General features: G+C 75.3%; 16 protein-coding genes. 9 read left to right on the top strand and 7 right to left on the bottom strand.

Features of this window, described 5'->3' with window-relative positions:
- Positions 1 to 69 precede the first annotated feature (69 nt).
- The 6 genes from SNE206_RS21325 to SNE206_RS21350 all read right to left on the bottom strand — a co-directional run bounded on the left by SNE206_RS21325 (position 70) and on the right by SNE206_RS21350 (position 7230).
- Positions 70 to 1473: an NADP-dependent succinic semialdehyde dehydrogenase gene (locus tag SNE206_RS21325; protein WP_407915054.1), complete on the bottom strand. Its 1404-nt coding sequence runs from the start codon at positions 1471 to 1473 to the stop codon at positions 70 to 72.
- 136 nt (positions 1474 to 1609) lie between these two features.
- Complete coding sequence (sph, locus tag SNE206_RS21330; protein WP_407915055.1) at positions 1610 to 2647, bottom strand: sphingomyelin phosphodiesterase; 1038 nt, start codon at positions 2645 to 2647, stop codon at positions 1610 to 1612.
- Positions 2648 to 2777: 130 nt separating this feature from the next.
- Positions 2778 to 3911: an SDR family oxidoreductase gene (locus tag SNE206_RS21335; protein WP_407915056.1), complete on the bottom strand. Its 1134-nt coding sequence runs from the start codon at positions 3909 to 3911 to the stop codon at positions 2778 to 2780.
- A gap of 131 nt (positions 3912 to 4042) precedes the next feature.
- The gene (locus SNE206_RS21340; RefSeq protein WP_407915057.1) at positions 4043 to 4630 is read right to left on the bottom strand and encodes a TetR/AcrR family transcriptional regulator; all 588 of its coding nucleotides are present in this window, start codon (positions 4628 to 4630) and stop codon (positions 4043 to 4045) included.
- 146 nt (positions 4631 to 4776) lie between these two features.
- On the bottom strand, positions 4777 to 6000 hold the full coding sequence (locus SNE206_RS21345) for a glycerophosphodiester phosphodiesterase (RefSeq protein ID WP_407915058.1): 1224 nt from the start codon (positions 5998 to 6000) through the stop codon (positions 4777 to 4779).
- Between the two features lie 225 nt (positions 6001 to 6225).
- Positions 6226 to 7230 carry a helix-turn-helix transcriptional regulator gene (locus tag SNE206_RS21350; RefSeq protein ID WP_407915059.1) on the bottom strand — a complete coding sequence of 335 codons (1005 nt, stop codon included), beginning with the start codon at positions 7228 to 7230 and terminating at the stop codon, positions 6226 to 6228.
- A 337-nt stretch (positions 7231 to 7567) separates the two neighbouring features.
- On the opposite strand from SNE206_RS21350, the gene SNE206_RS21355 reads away from it, so the two are divergent.
- From SNE206_RS21355 to sigJ, 9 genes are all read left to right on the top strand, one after another.
- Positions 7568 to 8521 carry an endonuclease/exonuclease/phosphatase family protein gene (locus tag SNE206_RS21355; RefSeq protein ID WP_407915060.1) on the top strand — a complete coding sequence of 318 codons (954 nt, stop codon included), beginning with the start codon at positions 7568 to 7570 and terminating at the stop codon, positions 8519 to 8521.
- A 156-nt stretch (positions 8522 to 8677) separates the two neighbouring features.
- Positions 8678 to 8980 (top strand): urease subunit gamma, encoded by a 303-nt coding sequence (locus SNE206_RS21360; RefSeq protein WP_407915061.1) that lies wholly within the window; start codon positions 8678 to 8680, stop codon positions 8978 to 8980.
- Positions 8981 to 9018: 38 nt separating this feature from the next.
- The gene (locus tag SNE206_RS21365) at positions 9019 to 9330 is read left to right on the top strand and encodes an urease subunit beta (RefSeq protein ID WP_407915121.1); all 312 of its coding nucleotides are present in this window, start codon (positions 9019 to 9021) and stop codon (positions 9328 to 9330) included.
- A complete protein-coding gene (locus SNE206_RS21370; RefSeq protein ID WP_407915062.1) occupies positions 9323 to 11047 on the top strand; it encodes an urease subunit alpha in 1725 nt (574 codons plus the stop codon). Before SNE206_RS21365 ends, SNE206_RS21370 begins: the two co-directional genes overlap by 8 nt.
- Positions 11044 to 11703, top strand: coding sequence for an urease accessory protein UreF (locus SNE206_RS21375; protein WP_407915122.1), 660 nt, complete (start codon positions 11044 to 11046; stop codon positions 11701 to 11703). The genes SNE206_RS21370 and SNE206_RS21375 overlap by 4 nt, the downstream gene beginning before the upstream one ends.
- Complete coding sequence (gene ureG / locus SNE206_RS21380; protein WP_407915063.1) at positions 11693 to 12418, top strand: urease accessory protein UreG; 726 nt, start codon at positions 11693 to 11695, stop codon at positions 12416 to 12418. Before SNE206_RS21375 ends, ureG begins: the two co-directional genes overlap by 11 nt.
- Entirely contained in the window at positions 12415 to 13320 is a 906-nt protein-coding gene (locus SNE206_RS21385; RefSeq protein ID WP_407915064.1) for an urease accessory protein UreD, read from the top strand. The genes ureG and SNE206_RS21385 overlap by 4 nt, the downstream gene beginning before the upstream one ends.
- Before the next feature lie 9 nt (positions 13321 to 13329).
- A complete protein-coding gene (locus SNE206_RS21390; RefSeq protein ID WP_407915065.1) occupies positions 13330 to 14664 on the top strand; it encodes a DUF2254 domain-containing protein in 1335 nt (444 codons plus the stop codon).
- A 76-nt stretch (positions 14665 to 14740) separates the two neighbouring features.
- On the top strand, positions 14741 to 15625 hold the full coding sequence (sigJ, locus tag SNE206_RS21395) for an RNA polymerase sigma factor SigJ (RefSeq protein ID WP_407915066.1): 885 nt from the start codon (positions 14741 to 14743) through the stop codon (positions 15623 to 15625).
- Between the two features lie 64 nt (positions 15626 to 15689).
- Here the strand turns inward: sigJ and SNE206_RS21400 are convergent, their stop codons facing one another.
- Complete coding sequence (locus SNE206_RS21400) at positions 15690 to 16646, bottom strand: cytochrome c oxidase assembly protein (RefSeq protein ID WP_407915123.1); 957 nt, start codon at positions 16644 to 16646, stop codon at positions 15690 to 15692.
- Between the last annotated feature and the right edge of the window lie 60 nt (positions 16647 to 16706).

Here is a 16706-nt window from a genome sequence, read left to right on the forward strand (position 1 = left end):
CCGCCCCCCCCGCCGCCCGCCCCCGGCGGGCGGGCGGGGGGCCCCCGCCCCCGCCCCGCCACGGCGTCGTCAGCGCCCGCGCCAGACGGTCGTGATGTTGCAGAACTCCCGGATGCCGTGCGCGGAGAGCTCCCGGCCGTACCCGGAGCGCTTGACGCCGCCGAACGGGAACGCCGGGTGCGAGGCGGTCATGCCGTTGAAGAAGACCCCGCCCGCCTCGATGTCGCGGATGCAGCGCTCCTGCTCCTCCGGGTCGGTCGTCCAGACGTTTGAACTCAGGCCGAACGGCGTGTCGTTGGCGATCGCCACGGCCTCCTCCAGGCTCTCCACCCGGTACACCGTGGCGACCGGGCCGAACGCCTCCTCGCGGTGGATGCGCATCGCCGGCGTGATCCCGCTCAGCACGGTGGGCAGGTAGTACCAGCCGCCGTCGAGGTGCTCCGGCAGGTCCTTCGGCCGGGCACCGCCGCACTCCACGACCGCGCCGTGCGCCACCGCGTCGTCGACGAGCTCCTCCAGGTCCGTCCGGCCCTGGGCCGTCGCCAGCGGGCCGATCTCGGTCTCCTCCGCCAGCGGGTCACCGACGCGCAGCGCCCGCATCCGGTCGGCGAAGGCCGAGGTGAACGCCGCGTACACGTCGGCGTGCACGACGAAGCGCTTCGCCGCGATGCACGACTGCCCGTTGTTCTGCGTACGGGCCGTCACCGCCCACTTCACGGCGCCCTCCAGATCGGCCGAGGGCAGCACGAGGAACGGGTCGCTGCCGCCCAGCTCCAGCACCGACTTCTTGATCGCGTCGCCCGCGATCGCCCCCACCGACCGGCCGGCCCCCTCGCTGCCCGTCAGCGTCACCGCGGCCACCCGGTCGTCACGGACGACGTCCTCCACGGCGCCCGAACCGACCAGCAGCGTCTGGAAACAGCCCGGGGGGAACCCGGCGTGCCGGAAGACCCGCTCCAGCGCGAGCGCGGTCCGCGGCACGTTCGACGCATGCTTGAGCAGGCCGACGTTGCCCGCCATCAGCGCCGGCGCGGCGAACCGCACCACCTGCCACAGCGGGAAGTTCCACGGCATCACGGCCAGCACCACGCCCACCGGGCGGTAGCGCACGTACACCGAGCCCGCGCCGGAGTCCGCGACGTCCTCGTCCGCCGGGTGCTCGTCGGCGAGCATCCCGGGTGCGCGGTCCGCGTACCAGCGCATCGCCTTCGCACACTTGGCGACCTCCGCCCGCGCCGCCCCGACGGGCTTGCCCATCTCGACCGTCATCGTGCGCGCGAGCTCCTCCTGCTCGGCGTCCAGCACGTCCGCGGCACGGCGCAGCAGGACGGCCCGCTCCGCGAAGCCCGTCGTCCGGTACGTGCGGAACGCCGACTCGGCCAGGGCCAGCCGCTGCTCCACCGCATCGCCGTCGTACGCGGTGAAGGTCTCCACGGTCTCCCCGGTGGCCGGGTTGACGGTTGCGATGGCCATGGCTGCACACTCCTCTGATCGGATCGGCTCCCCCTCACCCTGCCCCGGATCGCCCGCAGGGTGTTGCCGCCACGCGCACGGGCGGCCCGGGCAACTGAACCCCGGGCCGCCCCGCGCGGGCGCACACCCCGGACCGTCAGCGCGCGGCGAGCGGGTAGTGGTCGGAGAGGTCGGTGTAGGTGTAGCTGCGTCCCCAGCTGCGCACCGTCCAGGGAGCGCTGTGGGAGCGCACGACCTCGTTGGTGTACTGCTGCGGGCGGGCGTGGTCGGCCCGGTAGAGCACGTGGTCGAGGTCCTCCTTCGGCTCGCCCGGGTACCGGTAGGCCGCGACGGAGTTGTCGGCGGTGTCGAAGGAGTACGGCCATCCGGTGCGGGAGGTGGCCGGGGCGAGGTTGCCGTTGGCGAGCAGCGCCGGGTACTCGCTGCCGTGCGCGTCGATGTTGAGGTCGCCCGCGACCACGACCGGCTCGTCCGCCGGGATGTGCCCGGCGTCGAGGAAGGCCCGCATCGCGGTGAGCTGCGCCGCCCGGACGGCGGCGGCCTCGCCGCTGCCGCATCCGCTGTCGGTGGACTGCAGGTGGGTGCCGACCACGTGGGTGCGGACGCCGTTCACGTCGAGCACGGCGTGGACGAAGCCCTTGTTCGACCACCGGTCGGCGCCGCAGGCGTCCTGGAAGACGTACTGCTCCTTGCGGAGGATCGGCCACCGGCTGAGCAGCATCACGCCGCCGTCCTCCGGGGTGGCGGAGCCGTAGCTGCCCGAGGTGGCGTCCCACCCGGAGGTCGAGCGGCCGACCACCGGGGTGCGGAAGGGGTACGCGGCGGAGGCCCGGGCGGCGAGCGCGTCCGAGGCCGCGTTGTCGAACGCTTCCTGGAGGACCACCACGTCGTGGCCCTGGAAGAAGCCGGCCGCGGCGATGGCCTCGGCGCGGTGGCTCTGGCCCCAGTTGGGGTAGAGGGACGTGCTCATCAGGAAGACGTTGTACGACAGCACGTCGAGCGCCGGCACGGCGGCGGCGGTGGTCGTGGCGCCGGGCGTGGCCGTGGCGGTGACGGTGGTCGTGGAGCCGGCCGCGGCCGCGCCCGCCGGGGTGGTGGCGAGCGGGCCGAGCAGGGCGGCGGTGGCGCAGGCGGTGAGCAGACGGCGCAGGCCGGCGGTGGACGGCAGGGACATGGAAGCTCCGTGAGGGTGTGAAGCTATGTCGTGAACGCGTCGAGTGACGAGATGTCGTGCAGTCAACCCGGTGGCCGGCGCGACCTGCAAGACGCCGGACGAGCGCGGGGTGAACTCGGCCGGAACACTCCTAGCCGGCGGCGGACGCCGGCTCCGGGCCGCGTGCCGGTGCCGCACCCGGGAACCGGTCGGCGACCAGCCGCGCCGCCCAGTCACCGACGAGCCGCTCGACCGGCGGGTGCGCCAGGCCGGCGGCCCCGGCCAGCGCCTCGGCCGACACCGTGTCGTAGACGTCCTCGGACAGGAAGGAGAGCGTCTCCGGCTCCACCCCGGTCAGCGCCCGCGGCAGCCTCCGGACGAGCCCGACCGGCAGCAGCAGCCGCGGCGCGCGGACGCCCAGGCGCCGGGCCGCGATCGCCACCAGCTCCGGCAGCGGGGGAGTGGCCGGGTCGAGCACGGTGTGCACCTGCACGCCGGCGGTGTCGTGCACGGGCACGGCGGCGAGGAACGCGGCGAGATGGTCCACCGCGACCACCGGCACGACCGTCCGCCGACTGCCCGCGAGTGCGGGGAGGCGGCCCGTCCACAACTGCTCGACCAGGGTGGCCAGGCCGAGGTACTGGCCGGCCTCGCCGGTGCGTGAATGCCCGATCACCGCGCCCGGGTTGACGACGGTCAGTGGCACCCCGAGCTCCGGCGCCAGGGTGCGTACGGCGATGTCGCCCTCGGTCTTCGAGGCCTCGTACGCGCCGAGTTCGCGGTAGAGGCGAGCCGCGTCGGACGGCGGCAGGGGGTGCCGGAGCCCGGCGGAACGGCCCACCCGGTAGCCCGACAGGTGCACCACGCGGCGCAGCGCCGGACGGCCCGCGGCCCAGCGCAGCGGATGGACGGCGCCGTCGAGGTTGGCCGCGCGGGCCTCGGTGCGGGAGAGGCCGAAGGCGTAGCGGGCCGCGAGGTTGACGACGTCGCGCACCTCGGCGAGGCGGTCCTCGTCGGCCGCGGAGAGGCCGAGGCCCGGGCGGCTGACGTCGGCGTCGACGGTGGTCAGTGCGGTGGTGTCGGCGCCGTGCGCGGTGAGCCACGCGCGCAGCGCCGCGTCGCGGGCGCTGCCGCCGCGGAGCCCGGCGGCGACGTGGTGGCCGCCGTGCAGGAGGTCGAGGGCGAGCCAGCGGCCGAGGAAGCCGTCGGCGCCGAGCAGCAGCGTGGTGGGCCGCGGAGCGGACTGGGGCGGGACGGGGGGCCGGAGCGGGGCGGGGGTGGGCATGGGGTCTCCGTACGGTGATTGTGTGGACCGGTCTGCATATTTTTTGCTGCCGAAGGTCCGCGGGGTGGGTGATCCGGGGTGGGTGATCCGGGGTGAGTGGGCCGGGGGTGGGCGGTAGGAGGGGTGGTCGGTCAGTGGGCCGGTGCGGTCGCCCGGAGCAGGATGTCGGCCGCGCGGGCGGCCTGGTCGAGCGGGGTCCGGCTGTGCCGCACCCGGGCGAGCAGCAGGGCGCCCTCGACGAGGGCCAGCACCGCGCCCGCCGTGGCCTCGGCGTCCGCGCGGTCGTGTCCGTGCCGCACCAGCATCCGGGCCAGGGCCTGCTGCCAGGTGTCGTACGCCGCCGCGCAGACCAGGCGCAGGTCCTCGTGGCCGGCCGCCGTTTCGAGTGCGACCGTGGCGATGGGGCAGCCGGTGGCGTAGCCGGATTCCGCCATGCGGTCGCCGAAGATGTCCAGCAGGCCGCGCACCACCTCGGCCGGGCCGAGGTCGCCGCCGGTCATGCCGGCGATCAGTGCGCCCACGTCCTCGCCCGCCTCGACGAGGGCCAGGGCGACCATCTCGTCCTTCCCCAGCGGGAAGTGGAAGTAGAGCGAGCCGCGCGGTGCGCCGCTGGCGGCCAGCACCTGGTTGAGGCCGGTGCCGTAGTAGCCCTGCGCCTCGATCAGTGCGCGGGTCGCCTGCACCAGCCGGGCCCGCGTCTCCTCGCCCTTGGCTCCCATGGCCGCCAATGTAGACCGATCGACATAATCCTGTCCAGGCGACAGGCCGGCAGTCGGCAGGGCAGTACTCGGCAGGGCAGCAGGGCAGCAGTGCGGCAGGGGGTGCGGGCGGGCGGGCGGAGGGCCCGCCCGCACCCGGTCGTGCGTCAGCTCACGCCGTGCGCGGCCCAGAAGTCGCCGCGGGCCAGCACCGAGGTGTCGGTGTTGTCGGTGAAGAAGCCGTCCACGCCCTCGTCGTACAGGCGGCGGGCCCAGCCGATCGCGTCGCCGTAGGCGTTCGGGTCGGTGCCGCGGCGGAAGTCGAGCGGCAGGAAGCCGTTCTCGTTGCGCACGGTGTACGGGTGCAGCACCAGCCCGGCCCGGTGGGCGTCCGCCACCAGCGTGGTCGGGGCGAGCAGCTTGCCCGCGGCGTCCGTCGGCAGGATCAGCGCGGTCGTCGGTCCGAGGCCCTGGGCGAAGGAGGAGATCCAGCGCAGCCCGTCCGGGGTCACCAGATCGGCCACCGTGCGGCGGTCACCGGCGAGTTCGAAGTCGTACGGGCGGCTGGTCGCGCCGCTCAGCAGCTGCACGCGCGGGTTGTCGACCAGCTTCGCGAGCCGCTGGAGGCTGCTCGGTTCGAACGACTGCAGGATCGCCCGGCCGTTGCGGCCCGCCAGCCCGGCGCGCTTCAGCTCGTCCGCGAGGCGCTCCTCCAGGGGCAGCCCGATCGACCGGAAGTAGCTGGGGTGCTTGGTCTCCGGGTAGAGCCAGACGTCGCGGCCGAGGCTGCGCGCCCGCTTGCGGGCGAACTCCGCGACCTCGCGGAAGGTCGGCACCGGCCAGCGCCCGTCGTACAGGGTGTTGCGCTGGCGCTGCTGCGGCAGCCGCTCCTTTGCGCGCAGGGTGCGCAGCTCGGCGAGGGTGAAGTCCTCGGTGAACCAGCCGGTGAGCGCCACGCCGTCGATGGTCTTCGTGGTGCGGCGGGCGGCGAACTCGGAGTGGTCGGCGACGTCCGTCGTCTCGGCGATGTTGTTCTCGTGGCGCACGACCAGGTGGCCGTCCCTGGTGGGCACGAGGTCCTGCTCGATGACGTCCGCGCCCAGCTCCAGCGCCAGTTCGTACGCGCCGATCGTGTGCTCGGGCCGGTATCCGCTCGCGCCGCGGTGGGCGACCGCCAGCGGGTGGGGCAGCCGGTCGAGCGCGGTGCCGGTGCGGACCGGCGACCGGGTGCTGGCGGCACGCCGGGCGTCGGCGGCGTCCGCGGCGTCCGCGGCGTGCGCGGGAGTCGCGGCTCCCGCCGCGGCGAGGGCGGAGGCGCCGAGGCCGACGGCCCCGGTCGCCCGCAGGAAGGTACGCCGTGAGGAACCGTCACCGAGCGGACGCTGTGTCATGTGGACTCCTGACCGGGATGCCGTGACTGCCGCACGGCACCCTAGGCGCCCGGGGCGGACCGAACGGTGAACCGCGGACGAAGCAGCCGCCAAGCGCAGCCGAACGCGCGAGTGCGCGACGCGGCCCGGTTCCCGAGGCCAGGTCCGCCACGGCCTCGTGGCCCCACGGCCCCGCGGCGTCGGTGCGCGGGGCGTCGGCGCCTGGGGTTTCGGTGCCCGGGGGCGTCAGCCGTCGGGCGTCCGGTCCGTCACCCAGCCCCGGCGGTGGGCCTGCCAGCCGAGCTGGATGCGCGTCTCGGCGCGGGCCAGCGCCATCAGACGGCTGATCCGCCGCTGCACCGTGCGCAGGCCCAGCCGCAGCTGGTTGGCGACGGCCTGGTCGGTGGCGCCGGCCAGCAGCAGGGCGAGGATCCGGCGGTCCACGGTGTCCGGCTCGCCGGCCGGGGCCGCGCCCACGGCGAGCGCGCCGTCGTCCGCCGTGAGCGGGTGCGCCCACTCCCAGGTGTGCTCGAACAGCACCGTCAGCACCCCGACCAGGGCCGGGGCCCGGACGACCAGTGCGACCGGTTCGGCACCGTCGCCGGGGTCGGTCAGCGGGACGAGCGCGGCGGACCGGTCGGCGACGATCAGCTTCGTCGGCACGCGGTCGGCGACGCGCACCTGCTGCTCCCGGTCCATCGCCTCGAAGAGGGCCTCCGCCGCGCCCGGCTCGTCGAGCGTCTGCCGCTCCATCACCACGCGGTACCTGACGCCGCGGGTGACCGCGTCCGTCTCCGCCCCGGTGGCGTCGGCCCGCACCACCTGGTGGCGGCCCGTGACGAGGGCCAGCAGCTCGTCCACCGCGCCGAGCTGGAGCTGGGCGACGCGATGGCTGATCGCGGCACTGCCGGAGACCACCTCCACCAGGTCGCGGTGGCCGCCGTCCGCGCCGCTGGTGCGGTACGCCTCCGCGAGGGCCGCCACGGCGAGTTCGGCCTGGTGCAGGGCGTGCCGGCGCCCGGTGAGCAGGGCCTCCAGGGCGACCGTCGGAGGCGCCGCCGCGAAACGCGTGCTGCCGTCGTGCTGCGGTGCGATCAGGGCCTGCCGCTGGAGGGCGTCGAGCGCGGCCAGGGTCTCGGCCTCGCCCGTGGCGCAGCGTGCGGCGAGTTCGGCGGGCGTGCCCGACCCGTGCACCACCAGGTCGGTGTAGAGCCGTTCGGCGCCCTCGTCCAGGCCGATCGCGGAGAGCACGACGCCTCTCCCTCCGTCCGTGCCCGGACGGGCCGCAGCCGGCGGCCCCTGCCCGGGCGGTTGTCCGCCGGTCGCCATCATGACCGGTCAGGGGCGGTTCGGGCCAGGCCGGCCCTCCGCACGGCCACACCCGGGCGGGTCACGACGGCGACCGGTCACGATGGCGGCGGCTCACGACGGCGGACGGTCACGCCCCAGGCGGGAACTGTCCGGCCCGGTCGCGACGTCACCTGGACGGAACGGCGCAGGACGGACCCGGCCGGCCGCCGGAGGGCGCCGCCGCAGGCAGCGGTACCGGTACCGGCAGCGGGACCGGCACCGACAGGAGGGCGGCGGTGTGGCGGACGACGGCGGTGTGGCGGACGGCCGTTGGCGGGTACGCGCGCCCGGCGTGACGGGCACGGCCTGCGCGGTCGCGCTGCTGCTGGCCGGGCACCACATGGTGCCCGACGCGGGGCCGCGTCCGGGCAGTCTGCTGGAGGCGTTCCTGCCGTGGCTCGGCCTCGCGGTGCCGGTGCTCGCGGTGGCGGCGCTCGTCCGGCGTTCGCGGTTCGCGGCGGTGTCGGTGCTGCTGCCGGCCGCCGTGTGGGCGGCCGTGTTCGGCTCCCGGCTGCCCGAAGGCGACCGCCGGGCGGGCGATCTGACGGTCGTGCAGCACAACGTCGCCGAGGAGAACACCGATCCGGCGGGCACGGCCGCCGTGCTCGTCGCGTCCGGTGCCGATCTCGTGGCCGTCGAGGAGCTGGTGGAGCCCGCGGCCGCCCGCTACGAGCGGATCCTCGGCACGGCGTACCCCTACCGGGCCCGGTCCGGCACGGTCGGCCTCTGGTCGCGGTACCCGCTGGCTGACGTCCGCCCGCTCGATCTCAGGCCCGCCGGCGTACCCGCGTCCTGGCAGCGCGGTGTCCGGGCCACCGCCCGCACCCCCCGCGGTGAACTGGCCGTGTACGTCGCCCACCTGCCCTCGGTGCGTATCACGGCGACGGGCGGGTTCGCCACGGCGCGGCGCGACGGCAGCGCGGCGAAGCTCGGTGCACTGCTCGCCGCCGAACCGGCGCGGCGCGTCCTGCTGCTGGGCGATCTCAACGGCGGCCGGGACGACCGCGGGCTCGCCCCGGTGTTCTCGCAGCTCACCACGGGCCGTCAGGGCGTCGGCCTCAGCTGGCCCGCGGCCCTGCCGCTGGCCCGGATCGACCAGGTGCTGGGCCGGGCCGTCACACCCGTGGCCGGGTGGACCCTCCCGCGGACCGGCAGCGACCACCTGCCGGTGGCGGCACGCATCCGGCTGTGAGCCCGGCCCGTGCGCAGCTGCCGCGTTGACGCGCGTAACCAGGGCTCGGCCAGCACGGTTACCGCTGCGAAAGTCCGGCGTAATCCGCCTACAACAAAGTGTGGATCGAATGGCCCCTTCGCCACCGTCCGACCTCCCACCCCGAGGTGCGCACCGATGAAGCTGACCCCCCATGAGCAGGAACGCCTGCTCATCCACGTCGCCGCCGACGTCGCCCGCTCGCGGCGGGCCCGCGGCCTGCGGCTCAACCATCCCGAGGCGGTCGCCCTGATCACCTCGCACGTGCTGGAAGGTGCCCGCGACGGCCGCACCGTCGCCGAACTCATGGAGTCCGGACGGAAGGTGCTCACCCGGGAGGACGTCATGGACGGCATCCCCGAGATGATCCCGGACGTGCAGGTGGAGGCCACCTTCCCGGACGGCACCAAGCTCGTCACCGTGCACGGGCCGATCCTGTGACGGCCCCGCGGACCCCCGGCGCCGTCGTGCCGGGCGGCATCGTGCCCGGCGAAGTCCTGTACGGGGAGGGCGACATCGGCCTCAACGAGGGCCTCCCGGTGACCCGGCTGACGGCCGTCAACGGCGCGGACCGCCCGATCCAGGTCGGCTCGCACTACCACTTCGCCGAGGCCAACCCCGGCCTGGAGTTCGACCGCGCGGCCGCGTACGGCCTGCGCCTGAACATCCCCGCAGGCACCGCCGTCCGCTTCGAGCCGGGCATCCCGGCGGAGGTCGAACTGGTGCCGATCGGCGGCCTGCGCGAGGTGCACGGCCTGCGCGGGGAGACCGGAGGAGCACTTCATGCCTGACCGCCACGCCCTGCGGCTGACCCGCGAGCGCTACGCCGACCTGTACGGCCCCACCACCGGCGACCGGATCCGGCTCGCCGACACCAACCTCCTCGTCGAGGTCGAGGAGGACCGCAGCCGAGGCGGTGACGAGGCGGTGTTCGGCGGCGGCAAGGTGATCCGCGAGTCGATGGGCCAGGCCCGGACGAGCCGCGCCGAGGGCGCGCCCGACACGGTGATCACGGGCGCCGTCGTGCTCGACCACTGGGGGGTGGTCAAGGCCGACGTCGGCATCCGCGACGGCCGGATCACCGCGCTCGGCAAGGCCGGCAACCCGGAGACCATGGACGGCGTGCACCCCGAACTGGTCATCGGCCCCGAGACCGAGGTGATCTCGGGCAACGGGCGGATCCTCACCGCGGGGGCCATCGACGCCCACGTGCACTTCATCTGCCCCCAACTCGCCGACGAGGCACTGTCGTCCGGCATCACCACACTGATCGGCGGCGGCACCGGTCCGGCCGAGGGCACGAAGGCGACGACCATCACGCCCGGCAGCTGGCACCTGGCCCGGATGTTCGCCGCGATGGACGACCTGCCGCTCAACATCGGCCTGCTCGGCAAGGGCAACACCGTCAACACGGCTTCCATGCACGACCAGTTGCGGGCCGGTGCGCTCGGCTTCAAGATCCACGAGGACTGGGGCGCCACGCCCGCCGCGATCGACGCCTGCCTGCGGGTCTGCGACGAGACCGGCGCCCAGCTCGCCATCCACACCGACACGCTGAACGAGGCCGGGTTCGTCGCGGACACCCTCGCCGCCATCGCCGGCCGCGGCATCCACGCGTACCACACGGAGGGGGCCGGCGGCGGGCACGCGCCCGACATCATCACCGTGGTCTCGCAGCCCAACGTGCTGCCCAGCTCCACCAACCCGACCCGCCCGCACACCGTCAACACCGTCGACGAGCACCTCGACATGCTGATGGTCTGCCACCACCTCAGCCCGCACGTGCCCGAGGACCTCGCCTTCGCCGAGTCCCGGATCCGCCCGTCCACCATCGCGGCCGAGGACATCCTGCACGACCTCGGCGCCATCTCGATCATCAGCTCCGACTCCCAGGCCATGGGCCGCATCGGCGAGGTCGTGATGCGCACCTGGCAGACCGCGCACGTCATGAAGAACCGCCGCGGCACCCTGCCCGGCGACGGCCGCGCCGACAACGTGCGCGCCCGCCGGTACGTCGCGAAGTACACCCTCAACCCGGCCGTCGCGCAGGGCCTCGACCACGAGATCGGCTCGGTCGAGCCGGGCAAGCTCGCCGACCTGGTGCTGTGGACCCCGGCCTTCTTCGGCGTCAAGCCGGACCTCGTCGTCAAGGGCGGGCAGATCGCCTGGGGCCAGATGGGCGACGCCAACGCGTCCATCCCCACACCCCAACCCGTCATGCCCCGGCCGATGTTCGGCGCCACCGGCCGCGCGCCCGCCGCCAACTCCTTCAACTTCACCGCACAGGCCGCCATCGACGACCGCCTGCCCGAACGCCTCGGCCTCGGCAAGCAGTTCAGGGCGATCCGGTCGACCCGCGGGGTCACCAAGGACGACATGGTCAACAACACCGCCCGCCCCGACGTCCGGGTCGACCCGGACACCTTCACCGTCACCATCGACGGAGAGACCGTCACTCCGGCACCCGTCGCCGAACTCCCGCTCGCCCAGCGGTACTTCCTCTTCTGATGAACGCCGCGATGCTGCTCCTCGCCGACGGGAGGTTCCCGGCCGGCGGCCACGCCCACTCCGGTGGGGCCGAGGCCGCCGTCCGGGCCGGACGGGTGCACGACGCCGGCACCCTGGCGGCCTTCCTGACCGGACGCCTCCACACCACCGGCCTCACCACGGCGGCGCTCGCCGCCGCGGCCGCCGCCGACGGTGCCGACCTCGCCGCCCTCGACGAGGCCGCCGACGCCCGCACCCCCTCGCCCGCCCAGCGCGCCACCAGCCGCCGCCTCGGCCGCCAGGTGCTGCGCGCCGCCCTCGCGGCCTGGCCCCACCCGGCCCTCGACCGCCTGCGCGCCGCCCACCCCCGCGGCGCCCACCAGCCCGTCGCCCTCGGCACCACCGCCCTGGCCGCCGGCCTCACCCCGGCCGAGGCGGCCGCCGTCGCCGCGTACGAGAGCGTCAACGGACCGGCCACCGCCTGCGTCCGGCTGCTCGGCCTCGACCCGTACCAGGTGGCCGCCGTGCTCGCCCGGATCGCCCCGCAGCTCGACGCCGTCGCCGGCGCCGCGGCGGAAGCGGCCGCCCGCGGCGAGCTGCCCGCCTCCTCCTCCCCCCTGCTCGACGTGTACGCCGAGCAGCACAGCTCCTGGAAGGTGCGTCTCTTTGCATCGTGACCACGTCGACCCGTACGACGCCCCCGCCCGCCACACCTTCGCCGAGCCCGCCCCGCACACGCACCCGCACACCGACCCGCACGGCCCGCGCCGCGCCCTGCGGATCGGCCTCGGCGGGCCCGTCGGCTCCGGCAAGACCGCCACCGTCGCCGCGCTCTGCCGCGCGCTGCGCGAGGAGCTCTCCCTCGCCGTCGTCACCAACGACATCTACACCACCGAGGACGCCGAGTTCCTGCTGCGCAACGCCGTCCTGCCGGCGGAGCGGATCACCGCCGTCGAGACCGGCTGCTGCCCGCACACCGCGATCCGCGACGACATCTCCGCCAACCTGGAGGCCGTCGAGGAACTGGAGGAGGCGGTGGGCCCGCTCGACCTCGTGCTCGTCGAGTCCGGCGGCGACAACCTCACCGCGACGTTCAGCCGCGGCCTGGTCGACCACCAGATCTTCGTCATCGACGTCTCGGGCGGCGACAAGATCCCCCGCAAGGGCGGGCCCGGCGTCTCCACCTCCGACCTCCTGGTGGTCAACAAGACCGACCTCGCGCCGCTCGTCGGCGCCGACCTGGCGGTGATGGCCCGCGACGCCAAGGCACAGCGCGGCGACCTGCCGACCGTCTTCACCGCCCTCACCGCGCCCGACGGCATCGCCCCCGTCACGGCGTGGGTGCGGGAGTGCCTCGCCGCCTGGGCCCCCGAACGGCTCGCCGCCCGGTGACCGCCGCCCCGCCCGCACCCGCGGCCGCCCCGCGGGAGAGCACCCCGCACACCGCCACCCCGCACACCGCCGCCCCGCACACCGCCGCCCTGCACACCGCCGCCCTGCAGGCGGCCGCCCGCATCACCGCCGCCCCGGACGGACGCGGGGGCACTGCGCTCCCCGTCCTCCGGGGCGCCGGCCCGCTCGCCCTGCGCCGTACCCGCGGCGACGCCCGCTCCGCGCACGTCTGCGTGATCGGCTCGATGGCCGCGCCGCTCGGCGGCGACCGGCTGGCCCTGCACGCCGAGGTGCTGCCCGGTGCCGTCCTCACCGTCACCAGCGCCGCCGCCACCGTCAGCCTGCCCGGCGCCGACCCCGGCCCGGCCCGCTACGACGTGCACCTGGACGTCGGCGAGGACGCCGAACTCGACTGGCGGCCCGAGCCGGTCGTCGCCGCGTCCGGCAGCCACCTGATCCTCACCACCGTGATCACGCTCGCCGCCGGGGCCCGCCTGCGGTACCGCGAGGAGCAGGTGCTCGGCCGCCGCCACGACTGGACGCGCGGCACCCCGCCCGGACGCCTCACCTCCCGCCTCACCGTCCGCCGGGCCGGCCGTACGCTGCTCGACCAGCAGACCGACCTCGGCCACGGCGCCCCCGGCTGGGACGGTGCCGCCGTGCTCGGCCCGCACCGCAGCACCGGCCAGCTCCTGACGGTCGGCCGCCCCGCACCGCCCCCGCCGCCGGACGGCGCCGACGCCGCGCTGCTCTCCCTGCCCGGCCCGGACGCCACCCTGCTCGCCGCCCTCGCCCCCGACGCGCTCGTGCTGCGCCGGCTGCTGGACGGCGCGCCCGGCCCCGGCGCGGGTCCGGCACCGGATCGGCGCAGCCCGGACGACACCCGCGGGCGGCGCTCCTAGCCTGAGGGGATGACGGACAGCCGGCCCGCACCCGCCCGCCACCGAGGCCGGCTGCGGCCGCTGTCACCGCTGCGGGAGCACCTGCGGGAGGCGTTCTGGTTCGCGCCGCTGCTGGGCTGCGCCGGCGCGGTCCTGCTCGCCGGTGTCACCCTGTGGCTCGACGAGCAGGCCGTCCGGGTGACCGTCCGGGAGACGGGGACCGCCGACGACCTGGTCAACTTCACCACCGCCGCGCAGAGCATCGTCTCCACCGTCAGTTCGGCGATGCTCACCTTCATCGGCGTGGTCTTCTCGATCTCGCTGGTGTCCCTGCAGATGGCGGCCAGCCAGTTCAGCCCCCGGGTGCTGCGCCTGTACGTGCGCAGCCGGCTCACCAAGGCGACGTTCGCCTCCTGCCTGGCCACGTTCGTCTTCACCCTGCTGGTGCAGCTCGGCTACGAGGACACCGACGATCCGGCCCTGGTGATCTCCGTGCCGGTCGCGTCCACGCTGGTCGCGCTGCTGCTGGTGTTCCTCAGCCTCGGCCTCTTCGTGCTGTACGTGCAGGCGACGCTGCGGCTGCTGCGGGTGCCGCACGTGATCGACCGGGTCACCCGCGAGTCGCTGTCGGTGCTCGCGGGCTACCGCCTGCTCGGCCCGGCGACGGGCCCGGCGGCGGGGCTGCTCCCGCCGGACGGGGCGGCCGTCCAGCTGCTGCACGAGGGCCACCCCGGGGTGCTCCGCGGCATCGACATCACCCGGCTCGTCCGGCTGGCCCGCCGGAACGGCGCGGTGCTCCACCTGGTGCCACGGATCGGCGACTTCATCGCGCCGGGCACGCCCACCGTCCTGGTGGCGGGCGGCACCGCGCCGCGGCCGCGCCGGGTCGCCGCGGCGCTCAGCATCGGTGTAGACCGCACGATGCACCAGGACCTCAGCTTCGGCTTCCGCCAGCTCGTCGACATCGCGATCCGGGCGCTCTCCCCGGCGACCAACGACCCGACGACCGCCGTCCAGGCCGTCGACCGCATCCACCAGCTGCTCGCGCTGCTCGCCCCGTACGAGATCGGCGAGCTGCGGCACCGCGACGCCGCGGGTGACGTCCGGCTGGTGCAGCCGGTGCCCGAGTGGCCGCGGACGGTCGAGCTGGCCTTCACCGAGATCCGGCTCTGCGGTGCGGACCAGCCGCAGGTGACCCGGCGCCTCGCCGCCGCGCTCGGTGACCTGCTGCGGATCGCGCCGGAGGCGCGGTGCGCCCCGCTGCTCGTCCAGCGGGCCCTGCTGCAGCGGGCCGTGGAGGAGCACGTCACCGATCCCGCCGGGCGGGCGTTCGCACTCGAACCCGACCGCCAGGGCATCGGCTGAGCCGCGGCCGCCGTCACATCGCCGGTGCCCCGTGCGTCAGGGTGACGACGGACGGACACGACGGAGGACGGGACCGATGGACGACGACCTGCTGGCGGAGGACTTCGAGGCCCACCGCGGACACCTGCGCGCGGTGGCCTACCGGATGCTCGGCTCGCTCGGCGAGGCCGACGACGCGGTGCAGGAGACGTGGCTGAGGCTCAGCCGCTCGGACGCCGCCGCCGTGGACAACCTGGGCGGCTGGCTCACCACCGTCGTCGGCCGGGTCTGCCTGGACATGCTGCGCTCCCGCCGCTCGCGCCGGGAGGACCCGGCGGGGGAGCACCTGCCCGATCCGGTCGTCGGCCCTGCCGACGGCGCAGCCGACCCCGAGCAGCAGGCCCTGCTGGCCGACTCGGTCGGCCTGGCCCTGCTCGTGGTGCTGGAGACCCTCGCCCCCGCGGAGCGGCTGGCCTTCGTGCTGCACGACATGTTCGCCGTGCCGTTCGAGGAGATCGCGCCGATCGTGGGCCGCACCCCGACGGCCTCCCGGCAGCTGGCCAGCCGGGCCCGGCGCCGGGTGCGCGGCTCGGGCCCCGCGCCGGAGCCCGACCCGGTGCGCCGCCGGGAGGTCGTCGACGCGTTCCTGGCGGCGGCGCGCGGCGGCGACTTCGACGCGCTGCTGGCGGTGCTCGACCCGGACGTCGTGCTGCGCGCGGACGACGGCACGGCGCCCGGCGGGCTGCGGGTGGTGCGGGGTGCGGCCGCGGTGGCCTCGCAGGCGCTCCGCTTCCGGCAGGCGGCGCGGTCGGAGCGCCGGCACGTGCTCGTCAACGGCGGCCCCGGGCTGGTCACGATGGTCGACGGCCGCCCGGTGTCGCTGCTGGCGTTCACCGTGGCGGGGGGCCGGGTGGCCGGCATCGACGTCATCGCCGACCCCGACCGCCTCGCGGGCCTCGGCCCCGTCCTGCTGGGCGGCTGACGGAACGCCGCGAGCCCCGGCCGGTGCTCCGGCCGGGGCTCGCACGGGTCGTCCGCGGGCGGTGTCAGCCGGCGTCCGCGGCACGGCCGCGCCGGTCGAGCGAGGCCAGGTACGCGTTGTACGCGACGAGCTCGGCGTCGCCGTCGCGGTCGGCGGCCCGGTCGGCACGGCGGGCCTGCCGTTCCTCGGAGCGCGCCCACTGCAGGGTCAGGGCGATGAGCACGATGGCGGTCGGGATCTCGCCGAACGCCCAGGTGATGCCGCCGGCGATCTTCTGGTCGTCGAGCAGGTGGGTGCCGGGCGGTGCGGTCGCGGCGCCGAACGACGTGACCAGCGGACCGGTCGCCATCATGACCGCCACGCCGAAGAACGCGTGGAAGGGCATCCCCATGAACAGCTCCAGGATGCGCATCACGAAGCCCGGCCGGTGCGGACCCGGGTCGACGCCCATGATCGGCCAGAAGAACAGCAGGCCGACCGCCAGGAAGTGCACCATCATCGCGAGGTGCCCGAGCCGGTACTGCATGAGGAAGTCGAACAGCGGCGAGAAGTACAGCGCGTACAGGCTCGCGATGAACAGCGGGATCGTGAACCCCGGGTGCGAGACCACCCGCACGTACCGGCTGTGCAGCAGCGCCACCAGCAGCTCGCGCGGGCCCCTGCCGTTGCCCCGGCCGGCGGGCCGCAGGGCACGCAGCGCCAGGGTGATCGGGGCGCCGAGCAGCAGCAGGATCGGCGTGAACATCGACAGCACCATGTGCTGGATCATGTGGGCGCTGAACAGCACCATGCCGTAGTCGTTCAGGCCGGTGCAGGTGACCAGCACGAGGGTGCCGGTGCCGAGCGTCCAGGCGACGAGCCGGCCCACCGGCCACCGGTCGCCGCGCCGCCACAGCCGCACCGCGGCGGCCGTGTACAGGGCCAGGGCGAGCACCGCGCCGATCAGGAAGGGCCAGTCGGGCGACCACTGCAGGGCCGCGGAGGGGGTGTACGGGCCCAGCGTCCCCCCGTGGTGGTGCATCCCTGTCATGCCGTCGCCCATCGGCGCGTCCCGCTTTCCCTGGCACCGCCCGCGCCCGCC

Source organism: Kitasatospora sp. NE20-6 (genome assembly GCF_045862635.1).

Bases quoted from the DNA above. Each gene is read 5' to 3' on its own strand.
- SNE206_RS21390 (WP_407915065.1), top strand. From the start codon at position 13,330: ATGACGGACAGCCGGCCCGCACCCGCCCGCCACCGAGGCCGGCTGCGG.
- SNE206_RS21335 (WP_407915056.1), bottom strand. From the start codon at position 3,911: ATGCCCACCCCCGCCCCGCTCCGGCCCCCCGTCCCGCCCCAGTCCGCT.
- sph (WP_407915055.1), bottom strand. From the start codon at position 2,647: ATGTCCCTGCCGTCCACCGCCGGCCTGCGCCGTCTGCTCACCGCCTGC.
- sigJ (WP_407915066.1), top strand. From the start codon at position 14,741: ATGGACGACGACCTGCTGGCGGAGGACTTCGAGGCCCACCGCGGACAC.
- SNE206_RS21340 (WP_407915057.1), bottom strand. From the start codon at position 4,630: ATGGGAGCCAAGGGCGAGGAGACGCGGGCCCGGCTGGTGCAGGCGACC.
- SNE206_RS21325 (WP_407915054.1), bottom strand. From the start codon at position 1,473: ATGGCCATCGCAACCGTCAACCCGGCCACCGGGGAGACCGTGGAGACC.
- SNE206_RS21345 (WP_407915058.1), bottom strand. From the start codon at position 6,000: ATGACACAGCGTCCGCTCGGTGACGGTTCCTCACGGCGTACCTTCCTG.
- SNE206_RS21370 (WP_407915062.1), top strand. From the start codon at position 9,323: ATGCCTGACCGCCACGCCCTGCGGCTGACCCGCGAGCGCTACGCCGAC.
- SNE206_RS21360 (WP_407915061.1), top strand. From the start codon at position 8,678: ATGAAGCTGACCCCCCATGAGCAGGAACGCCTGCTCATCCACGTCGCC.
- SNE206_RS21400 (WP_407915123.1), bottom strand. From the start codon at position 16,646: ATGCACCACCACGGGGGGACGCTGGGCCCGTACACCCCCTCCGCGGCC.